Origin of the sequence: Pontibacter russatus (assembly GCF_009931655.1) — a bacterium.
Classification (GTDB): Bacteria; Bacteroidota; Bacteroidia; order Cytophagales; family Hymenobacteraceae; genus Pontibacter; species Pontibacter russatus.
In genome coordinates this window covers 1,676,977-1,692,598 of sequence record NZ_CP047984.1, presented here as the reverse complement: position 1 = coordinate 1,692,598, position 15,622 = coordinate 1,676,977, and the positions used below count along the sequence as shown (strand labels likewise).

Annotated in this window: 13 protein-coding genes; 8 read left to right on the top strand and 5 right to left on the bottom strand. The window is 56.3% G+C overall.

Features of this window, described 5'->3' with window-relative positions; translation table 11 throughout:
- Positions 1-120: 120 nt before the first annotated feature.
- Positions 121-774 (bottom strand): hypothetical protein, encoded by a 654-nt coding sequence (locus GSQ62_RS06755; protein ID WP_161888802.1) that lies wholly within the window; start codon positions 772-774, stop codon positions 121-123.
- A 137-nt stretch (positions 775-911) separates the two neighbouring features.
- On the opposite strand from GSQ62_RS06755, the gene GSQ62_RS06750 reads away from it, so the two are divergent.
- A complete protein-coding gene (locus GSQ62_RS06750; RefSeq protein ID WP_237587042.1) occupies positions 912-1,811 on the top strand; it encodes an ATP-grasp domain-containing protein in 900 nt (299 codons plus the stop codon).
- On the opposite strand, the gene GSQ62_RS06745 is transcribed toward GSQ62_RS06750, so the two are convergent.
- Positions 1,812-2,702: a universal stress protein gene (locus GSQ62_RS06745; protein ID WP_161888801.1), complete on the bottom strand. Its 891-nt coding sequence runs from the start codon at positions 2,700-2,702 to the stop codon at positions 1,812-1,814.
- 142 nt (positions 2,703-2,844) lie between these two features.
- Here GSQ62_RS06745 and GSQ62_RS06740 point away from each other — a divergent pair, with 142 nt between their 5' ends.
- Complete coding sequence (locus GSQ62_RS06740) at positions 2,845-5,568, top strand: hypothetical protein (protein ID WP_161888800.1); 2,724 nt, start codon at positions 2,845-2,847, stop codon at positions 5,566-5,568.
- A 73-nt stretch (positions 5,569-5,641) separates the two neighbouring features.
- On the opposite strand, the gene corA is transcribed toward GSQ62_RS06740, so the two are convergent.
- The 3 genes from corA to GSQ62_RS06725 form a co-directional block, all read right to left on the bottom strand.
- Positions 5,642-6,772 (bottom strand): magnesium/cobalt transporter CorA, encoded by a 1,131-nt coding sequence (corA, locus tag GSQ62_RS06735; protein ID WP_161888799.1) that lies wholly within the window; start codon positions 6,770-6,772, stop codon positions 5,642-5,644.
- A 165-nt stretch (positions 6,773-6,937) separates the two neighbouring features.
- Complete coding sequence (locus tag GSQ62_RS06730) at positions 6,938-7,507, bottom strand: hypothetical protein (RefSeq protein WP_161888798.1); 570 nt, start codon at positions 7,505-7,507, stop codon at positions 6,938-6,940.
- Positions 7,508-7,575: 68 nt separating this feature from the next.
- Entirely contained in the window at positions 7,576-8,178 is a 603-nt protein-coding gene (locus GSQ62_RS06725) for an IMPACT family protein (RefSeq protein WP_161888797.1), read from the bottom strand.
- Positions 8,179-8,314: 136 nt separating this feature from the next.
- On the opposite strand from GSQ62_RS06725, the gene GSQ62_RS06720 reads away from it, so the two are divergent.
- From GSQ62_RS06720 to GSQ62_RS06695, 6 genes are all read left to right on the top strand, one after another.
- Positions 8,315-8,728 (top strand): sugar 3,4-ketoisomerase, encoded by a 414-nt coding sequence (locus GSQ62_RS06720; RefSeq protein WP_161888796.1) that lies wholly within the window; start codon positions 8,315-8,317, stop codon positions 8,726-8,728.
- Between the two features lie 15 nt (positions 8,729-8,743).
- The gene (locus tag GSQ62_RS06715; protein WP_161888795.1) at positions 8,744-9,850 is read left to right on the top strand and encodes a DegT/DnrJ/EryC1/StrS family aminotransferase; all 1,107 of its coding nucleotides are present in this window, start codon (positions 8,744-8,746) and stop codon (positions 9,848-9,850) included.
- Positions 9,851-9,985: 135 nt separating this feature from the next.
- A complete protein-coding gene (locus tag GSQ62_RS06710) occupies positions 9,986-10,942 on the top strand; it encodes a glycosyltransferase (protein WP_161888794.1) in 957 nt (318 codons plus the stop codon).
- Between the two features lie 197 nt (positions 10,943-11,139).
- Positions 11,140-12,120, top strand: coding sequence for an acyl-ACP desaturase (locus GSQ62_RS06705; RefSeq protein ID WP_161888793.1), 981 nt, complete (start codon positions 11,140-11,142; stop codon positions 12,118-12,120).
- A gap of 629 nt (positions 12,121-12,749) precedes the next feature.
- A complete protein-coding gene (locus GSQ62_RS06700; RefSeq protein WP_161888792.1) occupies positions 12,750-13,847 on the top strand; it encodes a vWA domain-containing protein in 1,098 nt (365 codons plus the stop codon).
- A 216-nt stretch (positions 13,848-14,063) separates the two neighbouring features.
- A complete protein-coding gene (locus tag GSQ62_RS06695) occupies positions 14,064-15,587 on the top strand; it encodes a sigma 54-interacting transcriptional regulator (RefSeq protein WP_161888791.1) in 1,524 nt (507 codons plus the stop codon).
- Positions 15,588-15,622: the final 35 nt, after the last annotated feature.

Genomic DNA, 15,622 nt, shown 5'->3' with positions numbered 1-15,622 from the left:
GCGGGATTGGAGATGCCCTGCATAAACTTGCCGCTGCGTTCAAATAGGGGAGAGGTTCTATATATAGCCATGCTTCCTATATAGGAAGCATATATAGGAGCAGCCATTCAAAAATCAATTTTAATCTACATAGCCCTCGTAGTGGATGCGGCTCACTTTGCCGTTTCGGAGGTGGAAGAGCAGCGAGGCAGGGGCACCTTCGCGGGCAGCGGCCAGGATACGGTCGCCGCCGTGGGTAATAACGATATCGTCGCCCTGTCCCTTTAGCCTGTTCAGCAGTTCGGTCTCGGGCATGCCCACGCGCAGGTTGTGGCGCAGGGTGATATCGTTGGCCTGTATATCGGCCACCTGCAGCAGGAGCTCGCCCGACTGGCTGGGCGCATAAAACTCCATCATCGAGTTGCCGAACCGGATCGTGAAGATGGTGTCGGTGAGGCTGGGTTTGTGGCGGTTTTGAATAGCGTCGGCATCTACGGTAAAGTCTGTGCTGATGCGGTCGAAGTAGGTGCTCAGGCTGTTGCCCTGGCTGAGGCTGGCCACAAAGGGATTGCCCAGCAGCGTGGCGGAGGCAGCAGGCCCGTCTGGCGCGCGCCGGCGGGCGGAGGTTGTGTCCGAAAAGGAGAGCCGCCGCTCCTCCGGCATGCCGTCTCGTTCCTCGCTCCCCAGGTCCGCGCTGCAGGCCGTCGTGAACACGTTTGCAAGCAGCAATAGCAGCATCAGCCGTATACTAAGGCTGCACGTGTAGCGGGAGATGCCGGGGCGGTGGAAAAGCATGGTGACGGGGCAAAAAAAGTATAGGTGATTTTATATGTATATACGTGGTGTTACCGCTCAAAAGTTATAGCTAAAACGCCCTTTTGGTTGTCTGGCCCCGGCATAAAGTATAATTTCGGGGCAAAGATGATATAAAAATGACAATGCAGCAAATAGCGTTGATAACATATGCCAGCACCGGAAACTATACCGGCATATCCGAGGAGGAGAACAGCAGACTTTACGGTTTGTTGACGGAGAAGGGGCTGAATATCTCGTTTCAGATCTGGGACGACCCTGCCGTGGACTGGAGCCGGTTCGACCTCATCATCCTTAAATCGCCCTGGGACTACTTCGACAAAATAGCCGCCTTCTATGCCTGGCTCGACAAGTTGGAGCGACTAGGCGTGCGGGTGCTGAACCCCCTGAAAACCGTGCGCTGGAACGCCGACAAGCGCTACCTGCTGGACCTGCAGCAGCAGGGCGTGAACGTGGTGCGCACCATATGGCTGGAGAAAGGCAGCGCATTTGATCCAACAAACGCTTTTGCGCAGCTGGGGACCGAAAAAATAATTGTGAAGCCTGCCGTCAGCGGCGGGGCAAAAAACACCTTTGCCCTCACGCGCAGCGAAGCAGCGGCCAGGGCCGGATATATAAACGGGCTACTGCAGCAGGAGAGCTTTCTGGTGCAGCCGTTTGTGGAGGAGGTCAAGACGGAAGGCGAGTGGTCGTTCCTGTTCTTCAACGGGATATATAGCCACGCCGTGCTGAAGACGCCGGGCGCGGGAGATTTTCGGGTGCAGCATTTCTTCGGCGGCACCGTGCATACCCCTGTGCCGCCCGCCGCGCTGCTGGCCGCGGCCCAAACCATCGTGGACAGGCACGCCCAGGGCTGCCTTTACGCCCGCGTGGATGGTGTGGAGCAAAACGGCGAACTGGCGCTGATGGAACTGGAACTGATTGAACCCTTCCTGTTTATGGCTACAAGCGAGGGCGCTTTTGAGCGGTACAGCCAGGCGTTGCTGGCGCAGCTGCGCCTGGCGGATACGGTGGTCTGATTATTTAAACCGACTGTGGAAAATCAGCAGGGGCACCTCCGCCTCCAGCACCAGCTGCTTCGTCAGGCTGGGGTGCAGGATGCTGTCCAGGAACGTGCGCTTACGGTTTGTGACGGCGAGCAAATCCACCCGCTCGTTCTCCACAAAGCTTTCCAGCGCCTCGTCCACATTACTGCTGCCCTCCAGCAGTGAGTACCGGATGTTAGTTGCGGCAGGTCGGACATCCTTTACGGCAGCCTCTAATTGGTTTAGCTTTTCCTGGTCCTGCGCCGTGGCCGCCCCGTAGGTGATATGGAGGCAGAGGATGTGCGGGTTAAAAGGAGCCAGCAGCTGGTGCAGGTCTGCGATGGCCTGCGCATCGGCGTCATCAAAATCAGTGGCGTAGAGCACGCGGCCCAGACGCAGCGCCCGGCCCTGCTGCGGCACCGAGAGCACCGGCACATTGGCGTCCGCTGCCATTTTGGTGGTGACGGTGCCGAAGAGCGAGCGGCTCAGGCTGCCTTCGCCCGCGGTGCCCATCACGATCAGGTCTGCCTGAAAGCGCTGCGCCTCCACCGGAATCACATCCTCCGGCAGGCCGTTGACGAAGGCGGTGCTCAGGAGCACCCTGCTCCCGTCCGCGTTGCTTCGCAGCTCCTGGCGCAGAGCCTCCAGCTTACCGCGCTCCTCCGTCTCATTCCGTTGCAGCACACGGTTTGTTGCATCCTCAGAGCCTGTGACCGGGTGGCCGCTTTGGTCTACAGGATCGTGCCAGGGCCCGGCCAGGTAGTCTCTGAAACAGTGCAGGAGCAGTACCTCTGCCTGCGGTGCGGCTGCGGCGAGGCGCAGGGCGTAGTGGCAGGCTCCGGAGGTGCCCTCTTCAAAATCAACCGGAACGAGAATTCTGAACATGGTGGTGTGGGTATGGGTCCGGGTTTGTATACGTGGCAGCGCCCCTGTTGTGTTTTGGGATGTCGGGCAGGGCGTGTGGCCGGGCGCCGCCCCGGCGAAGTTTGGAAAAATACCGTAGTTTTGTAAATCCAGAATGCCTGCTATGCCAAAACGCATCGTCTTCTTCTTTATCGGGTTCGTGCTACTAGCCTCGCTGGCGTACTATGGCTTCAACCGCTGGAAGGACGCGCGGGAGCGTGTAGACCTGTGGACGCTGGTGCCGGAAAGCGCGGTGCTGGTGCTGGAGACCACCAACCATGCCGACCTGATCGGGCACCTGCGGGAAACAGGGCTTTGGGACAGCTTCTCAGTGCTGCCCTTCGCGCAGCGCCTCGAGGAAAACCTGGCCTCGCTCGACAGCGTGGCGCCTGGCAGCCAGCGCCTCTCGCGCTTCCTCGACGAGAAGAAGATCCTCACCTCCATCCATGTGGTGGACAACGCCGAAGTGGCCTGTGTATATTATGTGCCAGTGGTATCGGTGGGGGAGCACCGCTTTCTGCGCACCCTCACAGAAGACATCGGCAAGAGCGCACTTTTTAAGGAACAGACGCGCGAGTATCAGGGCACGCTGCTCACGGATATCACCAACACCCGCCTCGGCACAAAGTTTACGTATTTTACCTACCACAACAACATCGTGCTGAGCCCTTCGGCGGCGCTGGTGGAGGAGATTGTGCGGCGCGTAAGCCGCGGGCAGCCCACGTCCATTGCGGCTGGGTTTGCGCGCGAGGGCAACCTGACCAAGCCTGGGGTATATGGGAGTGTCTTTGTGAATTACAGGATGTTGCCGGATTTCCTGAACCTGTTCCTGAAAGAGGAGGTGATGCCGGAGGTGCGCTACCTCTCCTCCCTCTGCCAATACGGCCTGCTGGATCTGAAGCTGGAGCAGGATAAAATTTTCCTTAGCGGCTTTTCCACGCCTGAGCTGCTGAAGAACTCCCTGCACCAGACGATGCAACCTGAAAACCCGCAGCCGCAGGGTGTGAAGGCTTACCTGCCGGTCCGCACGGCCCTGCTGCTGCACTTCGGGCTGGAGGAGCTAGAGCGCATGGGAATGCCACGCCCGGAGAGCAAAGCCATATATGGCGGCACCATCGACAGCCTGGCAAGCTTGCTCAGTGAGGAGGCCGCCCTTGCTTACCTGGAGTCGACCAGCATCAGCGCGAGCCCCGAGAAGGTGGCCTTTGCCCATGTGGCGGATACGGCCGCCGCGGCAAAACTGCTGAGCAGCCTGGGCAGCCAACTTGCTGCCTCCCAGCAGCAGCACCCGGTTAAAGTGCAGCACGGCGCATACAGCATCCGGCTGCTGGACGTGCCCGAACTGCCGGGGAAGCTTTTGGGAAAAATGTTCAGGGGGTTTGAGCGGTGCTATGTGGTGCCGGTGGACGATTACCTGCTGTTCTCAGAGAGCATCACCACGCTCCGGACGCTGCTGGACGAGATACTGGAAGAGAACGTCTGGGGGAAATCGGTGGTGCAGCAGAATTTTCTGAAAGAGACGCTGCAGGAGGCGAACCTGAGCACCTACCTGAACACGGAGAACGCCTGGTACATGCTGAACCGCTATGTGGAGGATGCCGAACGGGAGAACCTGCTTCAGAACGCCTCGCTCATCAGGCGGTTCAGCCAGCTGAGCCTGCAGTTCGCCAAGGCAGGGCCGCAGTACCACACCCGCTTCATTATCCGGAGGCCGGACCACAGCAACAGCACCGCCGGACAGGACGTTTTCGGGCCTGAAATCACGCTCCCGTTTAACAACCGCCTCGACACGCGCCCTTTCCCCATGCACAATGCCGCAGACCGAAGCCGCGAGGTAGCGGTGCAGGACTCGGCAAATGTGCTATATAACGTTACCGACGATGCCCGGCGCGGGTGGGTAGACAGCGTGGGCGCTCCTATCCGAGGGAATATACTGGAGGTGGAGATGGGGCCGGACAAACAACTCGGCTACCTGTTTGCCACCCCCAGCCGCATCCACGCCATCAACGGGCAGGGGCAGGAACTGGTGAACTTCCCCTTCAACGTCGGCGACTCGCTGAGCATGCAGCATCTGGCCGTGTTCGACTATGAGAACGACGGCAACTACCGCCTGCTGGTGGACGACAGCATGGGCAACCTGTATATGTACAACATTCGGGGCACCGCTGTGGAGGGATGGCAGCCGCGCCGCATGGACTTCCGGCTGGCCACCGCGCCGCAGCACCTGCGGGTGGGCGGGCGAGACGTGATCCTGGTGGTGCTCGAGAACGGCTATATCTATGCCCTCAACCGCCGCGGCGATGCCTATCCCGGGTTCCCCATCAGCCTGAAGGCGCCGATAGTGGGCGGGGTGGCGGTAAACCTCGGCACCGACCTGCGCCGCACCACCGTCACGGCCGTGACAAGGTATGGCGCCGCGGTGACGTTTAACCTGCAGGGCAAAGTGCTTAGCCGCAAGCAACTGCCACGGCCCAGCAAACGCGCCCTGTTCAGCCTGGTGCCGGAAAGCAGCAACGGCAGGTCCGCTGTTATTGTGCGGCAGGAACTGGGCAAGGTCACGCTCTTTGACCAGGACCTGAACGAGCTGTTCCAGGAGCGCTTCGTCACCTCAGCGCCCAAAATTGTGCAGTACTTCCACTTCGGCGGCGCCAACCGCATATATGCCATCACCGAAACCGGGCCGCAGCAAACGTACCTCTACGACAGCGAGGGCAACCACATCGGGAGCCGAACCTTAGAGAGCAGCCAGCCGGTCACGATTTACTACAACGAGGCCTCCAACAACTATACGCTCTACAAGGTTTTCCGCAACGAGCTCAGGCAGATAGACTTCAGGCTGCCGGAGTAGGGGCGGGGACGAAGAATCACACATAAATTCCTGTAGCGACGCAATATTTTGCGTTTCTACTTTGCCCCAAAACTTAGAAACTTCTGAACCAGCCCTTGCGGTAGAAAAAGTACAGCTGAAACAGGATGAGGATGCCCATCAGGCCGAGCAGAATCGGGTAGGAGTACGGCTGGTACAGCTCCGGCATGTTGAGCGGGTAGACCTTGCCTGTTTCGGGGTTTACGTGTGCAAAGTTCATTCCGTAGAGGCCCACAATAAAGCTGAGCGGGATAAAGATGGTGGAGATGATGGTGAGCACTTTCATGATTTCGTTCATGCGGTTGCTCACCGTGGACATGTGCAGGTCCACGAGGCTGGAGGCCATGTCCTTGTGGTTGTCCACCAAGTCGATGAGTTGGATGACGTGGTCGTAGGCGTCGCGGAAGTAGACTTTCAGGTTATCGGGAATCACGTCATCGCCCATGCGCAGCATCTCCGACATTTTGTCGCGCTCGGGCCAGGTAATGCGCCGCAGCTTCACCAAATCGCTTTTCAGGTCCAGTATCAGCGTCAGGTTGCTTTTGGATGTCTGGAGCACCACCTGCTGCTCCAGGTCCTCTATATACTCGCCAATGTCTGCCATCACCGGGAAATAGTAATCCAGCACCACGTCCATCATGGCGTAGGCCATATACATGGTGGGCCGCTGCCGGATGATGCCTTTGCCCACCCGGATGCGCTCCCGCAGCGGATCAAGGCAATCGGCGTAGTCGCTTTGCAGGCTGAGCACGTAGTTGTGCCCGGTAAACAGCGACAGCTGCACGTCATCCAGCGACTTGGTTTCTGTAGACCAGCGCAGCATCCGCGAAATGATGAACAGGCGGTTTTTGTCGAACTCCTCTACTTTCGGCCGCTGGTAATCGTTTATCACGTCCTCCATCTGCAGCGGGTGCAGGTAAAAATCCTGGGCCAGCTGCTCCAGCATCGCCTGGTCGCCGTAGCCCCGGATATCAATCCAGTGGCGGGCGTCGGGCTTCGCCTTTACGCGGTGCAGCAGCTCGGCATATGTCTTCAGTTCCAGCTCTTCAAAAAAGTCTTCGCTGAACGAGATCAGGAAATAGCGCGGAGCGTACGACTCCGCAGGCACGGCCAGCGTGCCCGGTTTTAAACCGGCTTTGCGCTCTAATATCTTGTTGCGGGTGAGGCGGTGCTTGCGTTTGGCCATTTTCTGATTGTCGGTTGCTGGTTGTTGATTGTTTGGTGGGGCTATGGAGGGGAGGCTGGAGAGTGGAAGTGCTGTGTAAACTTAGATCATACTTGCTATGGCTATGGGTAAGTTGTGCCCTATATATAAACTTACTGGCATATTGAGAGATTTAATATCAGTGAATTATATATGTACTTTGTAAGGTGAGTTTGTATTTCTCTTTTCTGAGGTTAAGCATTCAATGGCAAACTTTAACTTTCTCGCCACATGATCGGACTTGTATTCATTCAAGGCATAGCCTTTCTTGTTCTTAGTCTTCAAAACAAGCCTTGAGGATGAATTACCGACACTACCATAATGAACACTCTTAATTTGAATGCATTCTACCTCCTCAAACGCTACAATCTCACTTCGGAAGAGGTGCTTTGTCAGCACGTTTAAGGTATGAATTTCTACTGTCCTTCTTATAAAATCAAGCTCAACCCTATTATCTGCCACTATGGTGTTATAAAGAGAATATCCATTGAATACTACCCAAATAAGGCTTATGATAGCGTTTTCAACACTAAAGTCGGAATACAACAGCATCATAGCAGGAACTGGGATAAAACCGCACAGAAAAAGAATACATACCCAATCCGGATTTTTCTGTTCAAGAATAAATCCGGTTGGCGTCTTTGAAACATTCTTAGACAAATCATGATGCTTAAATAAGCTAATGATTTCATCAACAAACTTGTCCGGGCTTTTCATTTGTAATTACAACCACATTTAACGCAGCTACATAGAAACCACACATCTCAACAACCTCCAACCAACAACTACCCTATTTCCGTCACGCTTACGCCATCTATGGCCTCGAGTTTGGTAGTTACCTCCTCCTGCAGCGTTCTGCGCACCTCCAGCGTGAGGCGGCAGTCCAGCTCGAAGTGCTGGTCCCGGATGGGCAGGTCGTATGCCTTGACCAGGCCCATCACGTCGTTCATCTGCGGATAGGCATAGTGCGCCTGCAACAGCGCCGTTTCGTGCTTTTCCACCACCTTGGCGTTAGCCAGCGCGTCGGCAGCCGCTGTTTTATAGGCGTTAATCAGCCCGCTCACGCCCAGCTTGGTGCCGCCAAAGTAGCGGATTACCACCACCAGAACATTGCTGAGGTCGGCGGATCGGATCTGGCCCAGGATGGGGTCGCCAGCGGAGTGGTTGGGCTCTCCGTCGTCGTTTGCCCGGAAGCGGCCCTTGTCGGCACCCAGGCTGTAGGCGTAGCAGTGGTGGCGGGCATCGTAGTACTGCTTTTTCAACTCCGCCATTATATCCTTCACCTCCTCCTCGGTATATACCGGGTAAGCCAGCGCGATAAACTTGCTGCCCTTCTCCTTGTAAAGGCCTTCGGCGGGAGCATCTATGGTTCGGTAGGTGTCTTCCATCAGGATATAAAGCGGCAGGGGCAACGGCTGCCCGGCAAAGGTAGGGGTTCCGGGGGCAAGGCCAAAACTACCGCCGCCGAGGGTGCTTTATTGCTGCAAAATCCATTACTTTGTACAGATACCAAACCTAAAAAACTTGCCTGCCAACCCTTACCTCCTGACGTTCGAGCGCATCGGAAGCCCCGCGGTCGGCTACATCACCACCACGCAGTACGCCGAGCAGCTGCCATTTAAAATCCGTCGCGTGTTCTGGACCCACGGCACCCCGCCGGAGGTGGTGCGCGGCCACCACGCCAACAAAGCCACCGAGGAAGTGCTGATTGCCCTCACCGGCACGGTGCATGTAAAGGCCGACACCGGAAACCAGGTGCAGGAGTTTGAGTTGTCTGACTCGCAGAGTGGTTTATATATACCCGCCAAGTGCTGGACGGAGCTGCGTTTCTCGGGAGATGCTGTTGCGCTGTGCCTTACCTCCACCGATTACAGCGAGGAGGATTATATCCGGGATTACGCATACTTCAAAAAGCTGGCGACGCACGCGGCGCTGTAGTATATATAAACCCTGATGGAGCCAGTTCCCTACTTTGCGTTCAGAGACTACCCGGCAGGCAGCGAGGCAGCGGTGCAGGAGGCCTTGCTGCAGGCGGTGGCGGGGAAAGCCTATATACTGGGCAAAGAGCTGAGAACATTTGAGGAGGCATATGCAAACTATTTAGGCGCGACGGCAGCGGTGGGCGTAGGCAACGGTTACGATGCGCTGGTGCTGGCCCTGAAAGCAGTAGGCGTGGGGGGCGGGGACGAAGTGGTGCTGCCGGTGCATACCTTCATCGCCACCCTGAATGCCGTGCTGCAGGTGGGGGCAAAGCCGGTGCTGGTGGAGCCGGACGGTCAGACATATAATATCACGGCCGTTACCGCCGCTCCGGCCATCACTTCCAAAACCAAGGCCCTCCTGCCGGTACACCTGTATGGGCAGGTGTGTGAGATGGCGCCACTGCTGGAACTGGCCCAGGCGCACAACCTGAAAGTAGTGGAAGACGCCGCGCAGGCGCACGGAGCTACATATATAAACCAGCACGCGGGCACGTTCGGCGCCGCCGCCGCCTTCAGCTTTTACCCGACCAAAAACCTGGGTGCCCTGGGCGATGCCGGCGCTGTGGTGACAAGCGATGACGCCGTGGCTGATTTTGTGCGGATGTACCGCAATTACGGTGAGGTGCAGAAATACCAGAGCGAAGTGGTGGGCGTCAACTCCCGGCTGGACGAGCTGCAGGCGGCGGTGCTGCAAGTAAAGCTACAGCACCTGGACCAACTGAACGCGGAGCGGCAAAGGCTGGCGGCCATATATGATTCAGAACTGGAGGGAACCGGTGATATAATTTTACCCTATACGGCGCCCGGCTGCAGCCATGTATACCACATCTTCAGCATCCGGACAAAACGGCGCGACGCGCTGCGGCAGTGGCTGCGGGAGCAAGGTATATATACCGCCATCCACTACCCGGTGCCGGTACACCTGCAGCCCGCCTACAAATTCCTGGGATATAGAACCGGAGATTTCCCGGTGGCGGAGGAGCTGGCGCAGACCAGCCTCAGTCTGCCCTTGTTTCCGGGGCTGCGCGCTGTGGAGCAGGAGCGGGTGGTGGGAGCGGTGAAGCACTTTTTTAGATGAGGTAAGCATATTTTGCATATAGCATCTTTTGCCTGTTCTCATATATCGCCTAATTTGCAGCTGCCGTTCGTCACCTAAAATCCTTTATAAAGACATTTTTCCTGACCAGTAGCGTGACAGCTTAGATATAGAACCATGAGCCCTCTGCCACTCGTTTCCGTTGTCTGCCTGTGCTACAACCACGCGCGTTTTCTGCGGGAGGCGCTGGACTCCGTGCTGGTGCAGACGTACCCTAATATCGAGGTAATCGTGGTGGACGACTGCAGTACCGACGGCAGCGCCAGCATCATCCGGGAGTATATAGCGAAGCATCCCCACATAAAATTTATCAGCACGGGCCAAAACAGGGGCAACACCACGGCCTTTAACATGGGGTGGCGCGCCAGCCACGGCGCGTACATCATCGACTTTGCCACCGACGATGCGCTGCTGCCCGAGCGGGTGGCGCAGCAGGTGGCGGCTTTCGAGAAACTGGACCAGACCTACGGCGTGGTCTATACCGACGCCGTCTATATAAACGACGCTTCCACGCCAACTGCCTATCATTACAAACGCAGGCAGAACGGGGAACTGGACGATTTCGCGCCCTCGGGGGATGTGTTTGCCGATTTGCTGCGCCAGTATTTTATATGCCCGCCCACCATGATGGTGCGCCGCCAGGTGTTCGACCACCTCGGTGGCTACGACGAAACACTGGCCTATGAGGACTTTGACTTCTGGGTGCGCTCGTCCCGCATCTATAACTATTTTTACCTGGATAAAGTAACCACCAAGCGGCGGGTACACACCCATTCGCTTTCCGGGGGCTGGTACAAACCTGGAAACAAACTGCTGGCCTCCACGGTTATGGTGTGCAGGAAGGCTGCAGCGCTGGTGAAGACCGGGAAAGAGCGGGAAGCGCTGGCGCAGCGGCTGAAATATGAGGCCCGCCACGCCTACCTGACCCGGAATTTTGAGGAGGCGGAGCAACTTCTGGATTTACTCGGCCAACAGGCCGGTATACCGGTTTTGTATAAGTTTTTGGGGGTGCTCAACAGAAACAGGATTAACCTCGGTCTGCTGCGGAAGGTGTACCATTACCTGAAGCATTGAATTTAAATGGCCTCTTTCTCTGTTAGTTCTGTAAATGAGATTATAATTATGCATAACCCTTTCGGGTTTTTACGTAAGTATAAGTTCCTTAGTATCTTAGCGGTAATATCGCATTTAAAAGGTGTTTAAATGTTTTGTGCCACGGCTGCTATATCGAGATAAATAAGTATATTTGGAATTAAATTAAGCAATACAAGATGATTACAGCTAGCACCACCTCCCGTGCCGAAGTTATAAATTGGATGGAAGACTTTGTAGGCGAGAAGTTCTCAGAGCTGCTAAAGACAGTGGAAGAGAGCTGGCAGCCTGCGGACCTTTTGCCGGACGCCACCCTAGATAGCTTTTTCGACGAACTGAAGGAACTGCGGGAGCGTGCCCGTGATCTGAGTTACGACCTGCTGGCAGTGCTCGTAGGCGATACCATCACAGAAGAGGCGCTGCCCAGCTACGAAAGCTGGCTGATGACGATAAAAGGCCTCCCGCAGGACCCCGACAGCCCCTGGATGAAATGGAACCGCGGCTGGACCGCCGAGGAAAACCGCCACGGCGACGCCCTGAACCGCTACCTGTACCTGAGCGGCCGCATCAACATGCGCGAAATGGAGGCTTCCACGCAGTACCTGCTGGCCGATGGCTTCGACCTGCAGACGGACATGGACCCGTACCGCTCGTTTGTGTACACCAGCTTCCAGGAGACGGCCACCAACATCTCGCACCGCCGTGTGGCGCAGATTGCCAAAAAGCAGGGCGACCTGACGCTGGCCAAGCTCTGTGGCCATGTGGCCGCCGATGAGGCCCGCCATGCCAAAGCCTACAAGGCCTTTGTAAGCAAAATATTCGAGGCCGACCCCAGCGAGATGATGCTGGCTTTTGAGGATATGATGCGCAAGAAGATCGTGATGCCCGCCCACTACATGCGCGAACTGGGCGTAGACATTGGCAGAACCTTCGGCCATTTTACCGATGCTGCGCAGCGCATCGGCGTATATACCTCCGCCGACTATACCGACATTGTGGATGACCTGATAAAGGAGTGGAAAATCGAGTCGCTGACAGACCTGAACGAGGCTGGCGAGCGCGCCCGCGACTATGTGGTGGCCCTTCCGGCCCGCCTGAAGCGCGTGGCAGAACGCATGAAGGTGCCCATGCTGGAATACAAGTTCCGCTGGATCGCCTGATCCGGCAGTAGCCATATATAAAAGGGAAGGCCTGTGCAGATCTGCACAGGCCTTCCCTTTTATATAACTCAGGATGCGATATATAAAGTTGTCTGAATTCTGTTAACTGAAAACCCATCCTTAACCCCTCCGAGGCTCATCCTGTAGGGATACATGGAGCCATACAAGCTGAAGCAGCGCCTATATGAAGACTATATACCGCCAGTTTTAGCGAAGCGGAACTGGTGGTATATAGGACAGCAATTTTTCAACTTGCGAAAGTAGATATAGGGGAGACGCAAGTCACAGACTTGTCTCATGGACAACCACAGGTTGCGCTGTCGCTAAACTTGCGGCATGAACTAAATACCTACAAGATGAGCTTCAAAGGGTAGGGGTGGGGCATGTTTCAACAGCATACGTAATCGCAACCAGGATTATATAGGACTGCTGTCAGCAATTGCCACACCTTTCCATACCGCTTTCACCGTTTTTCCGTTTTAAGTGTGTGGGAGCATATAGAGCAGGCAACGTGTGCCATATATAGACCAGGCATATGATGGGGAGCGCACTGTCCTGCGGTGGGGTTGTAGCAGGCTCCCCCGAACAATACACCCGCTCTGTGTGTTGTAGCTTCAAACCTTTTAACAATGGCAATAGGATACCGATTTACGGAATATATACCGCCCCAGGACGACAAACCTGGTTTTGAGTCGCTGCTGAAGATTTTCCTGCAGCTGGTGACGATTTCCTCCGGAGATGTAGGGGAGGCGCTGAACTGGCTCAGTTCTTTAGACAAACAATACAACATCACCAGCGACGAGTACGGCATCGGCGACTTCATCGAGGACCTTCGGAAGAAAGGCTACCTTGACGAGGACAAAGAGAAGGGCACCCTGCAACTCACGGCCAAGAGCGAGCAGGGCATCCGCAAGAGTGCGCTGGAGGAGATATTCGGCAAGCTGAAGAAAGGCGGCAAGGGCGGCCACGCCACGCCCCACACCGGCACCGGCGACGAGGCCAGCACCGACCGCCGCGAGTACCGGTTCGGCGATGCGCTGGAGCAAATCTCCATGACCGACTCGCTGCGCAACGCCCAGATCAACCACGGCATCGGCGACCTCCGGCTGACGGAGCAGGACCTGGAGGTGACGGAGACAGAGCACAAAACCCAGGCGGCCACCGTGCTGATGATCGACATCTCGCACTCCATGATCTTATATGGGGAGGACCGGATCACGCCAGCCAAGAAGGTAGCGATGGCCCTCGCCGAACTCATCAAGCAGAAGTACCCGAAAGACACGCTCGATATACTGGTGTTCGGCAACGATGCCTGGCAGATTGAGGTAAAAGATCTGCCTTATCTGGAGGTGGGGCCTTACCATACCAACACCGTGGCGGGGCTCGAACTGGCCATGGACATCCTGCGCAAGCGCAAAACGCCGAACAAGCAGATATTCATGATCACGGACGGCAAGCCCACCTGTCTGAAGGAAGGAGTCCATTACTACAAGAACAGCTTCGGCCTGGACCGCAAGGTGGTGAACAAAACGCTGAACCTGGCTGCGCAGTGCCGCCGTATCAAGATACCCATCACCACCTTCATGATTGCGTCAGACCCCTACCTGCAGGCCTTCGTAGACGAGTTTACCAAAGTGAACAACGGCCAGGCGTACTACAGCAGCCTGAAGGGCCTTGGCCATCTGGTGTTCCGGGACTACAAGCAGAACCGGAAGAAGAATTTTTAAACCTTATATATGAGTGCCAAGGCCCCGCAGCGTGCGCACCTGCCCCGAAGCATTTCGGAGGCTCCTGCGGGCGTCTGAGCCACCCACTAAACCAGCTGCATTAAATAAGAACATATCGTGTGTTTAGCTTGCCGGTGAAAACACACGGCAAGGGCGGCTCTGCGTATGTCCCATATATATGAGAACAATCCACAATCAGCATTCAACCATTAACAAATGAACTACAAGAATATTCCAGCTGAAAAGCTGTTGCAGATAAAGACACTGGGCCAGTTGAAGGCCGCTGGCTACGAGCCACAGTCGGTGAAGCAGGAGCTACGTGCCAACCTGGTGAAGAAGCTGCAGCACAAAGAAGAAGTATTCCCCGGCATATGGGGCTATGAAGAAACCGTGATTCCGGACATGCAGCGGGCCATCCTGTCCATGCACCACATCAACCTGCTGGGTTTGCGCGGTCAGGCCAAAACCCGCATCGCGCGCCAGATGGTGGACATGCTGGATGAGTATATACCGGTGGTGAAAGGCTCGGAGCTGAACGACGACCCGCTGCAGCCGCTCTCCCGCTACGCAAAGGATATGGTACACGAACACGGCGACGACACTCCCATCACCTGGATGCACCGCTCCGAGCGCTACACCGAGAAACTGGCCACCCCGGATGTGTCTGTGGCGGACCTGATAGGCGATGCGGACCCGATCAAAGCGGCCACCATGAAACTGCCTTATTCCGATGAGCGGGTGATCCACTTCGGCCTGATTCCGCGTTCGCACCGGGGCATCTTCGTCATCAACGAGCTGCCGGACCTGCAGGCGCGCATCCAGGTGTCGCTGTTTAATATTCTGCAGGAGGGTGATATACAGATTCGGGGTTTCAAGGTGCGCATGCCGCTGGATATCCAGTTCGTGTTCACGGCCAACCCGGAGGACTACACCAACCGGGGCTCCATCGTCACGCCGCTCAAAGACCGCATCGACTCGCAGATCATCACGCACTATCCGAAGGATATCGAGACGGGTAAGAAAATTACGAAACAGGAAGCGCACATCAAGCAGGAGCAGGGGCAACTGGTGAAAACCAACGACATCATCGGCGACCTGATAGAGCAGGTGGCGTTTGAGGCGCGTGAGAGCGAATACGTGGACGCCAAAAGCGGCGTGTCTGCCCGCCTGACCATATCGGCCTACGAAAACCTGTTGAGTGCCGCTGAGCGCCGCGCCCTGCTGAACGGCGAAACAACCACCTATGTGCGCGTGGCTGATTTTCTAAATACCATTCCGGCGGTAACAGGCAAGGTGGAACTGGTATATGAGGGCGAGCAGGAAGGGGCAGGGCATGTGGCGCAGGTGCTGATGGGCAAAGCCATTCGGGCGCAGTTCCTGAAATACTTCCCGGACCCGGACAAAGGCAAGAAGTCGAAGCAGGGCAGCCCGTACAAGAGCGTCACCGAGTGGTTCGGCGATGGCAACACGGTGGACATCCTGAATGATGCTTCCGAAGCGGACTACAAAAAAGCCTTGCAAAGCGTGCCGGGCCTGAAGGCGCTGGTGGAGAAGTATCAGCCGGATGCGAAAGGCGACGAAAAAGTATTCCTGATGGAATTCGCGCTGCACGGCCTCGCCGAGCACAGCCAGCTCAGCAAAAACCGCCTCAGCACCGGCCTGCAGTTCAAAGATTTGCTCAGCGGTATGTTCTCCATGCCCAGCTTCAGCGACGAAGAAGACGAGGACGACAACTACTAAAGGAGTTCCGAATTCCGAGTGCCGGTTATATATAA

Bases quoted from the DNA above. Each gene is read 5' to 3' on its own strand.
- GSQ62_RS06755 (WP_161888802.1), bottom strand. From the start codon at position 774: ATGCTTTTCCACCGCCCCGGCATCTCCCGCTACACGTGCAGCCTTAGT.
- GSQ62_RS06750 (WP_237587042.1), top strand. From the start codon at position 912: ATGACAATGCAGCAAATAGCGTTGATAACATATGCCAGCACCGGAAAC.
- GSQ62_RS06745 (WP_161888801.1), bottom strand. From the start codon at position 2,702: ATGTTCAGAATTCTCGTTCCGGTTGATTTTGAAGAGGGCACCTCCGGA.
- GSQ62_RS06740 (WP_161888800.1), top strand. From the start codon at position 2,845: ATGCCAAAACGCATCGTCTTCTTCTTTATCGGGTTCGTGCTACTAGCC.
- corA (WP_161888799.1), bottom strand. From the start codon at position 6,772: ATGGCCAAACGCAAGCACCGCCTCACCCGCAACAAGATATTAGAGCGC.
- GSQ62_RS06730 (WP_161888798.1), bottom strand. From the start codon at position 7,507: ATGAAAAGCCCGGACAAGTTTGTTGATGAAATCATTAGCTTATTTAAG.
- GSQ62_RS06725 (WP_161888797.1), bottom strand. From the start codon at position 8,178: ATGGAAGACACCTACCGAACCATAGATGCTCCCGCCGAAGGCCTTTAC.
- GSQ62_RS06715 (WP_161888795.1), top strand. From the start codon at position 8,744: ATGGAGCCAGTTCCCTACTTTGCGTTCAGAGACTACCCGGCAGGCAGC.
- GSQ62_RS06710 (WP_161888794.1), top strand. From the start codon at position 9,986: ATGAGCCCTCTGCCACTCGTTTCCGTTGTCTGCCTGTGCTACAACCAC.
- GSQ62_RS06705 (WP_161888793.1), top strand. From the start codon at position 11,140: ATGATTACAGCTAGCACCACCTCCCGTGCCGAAGTTATAAATTGGATG.
- GSQ62_RS06700 (WP_161888792.1), top strand. From the start codon at position 12,750: ATGGCAATAGGATACCGATTTACGGAATATATACCGCCCCAGGACGAC.
- GSQ62_RS06695 (WP_161888791.1), top strand. From the start codon at position 14,064: ATGAACTACAAGAATATTCCAGCTGAAAAGCTGTTGCAGATAAAGACA.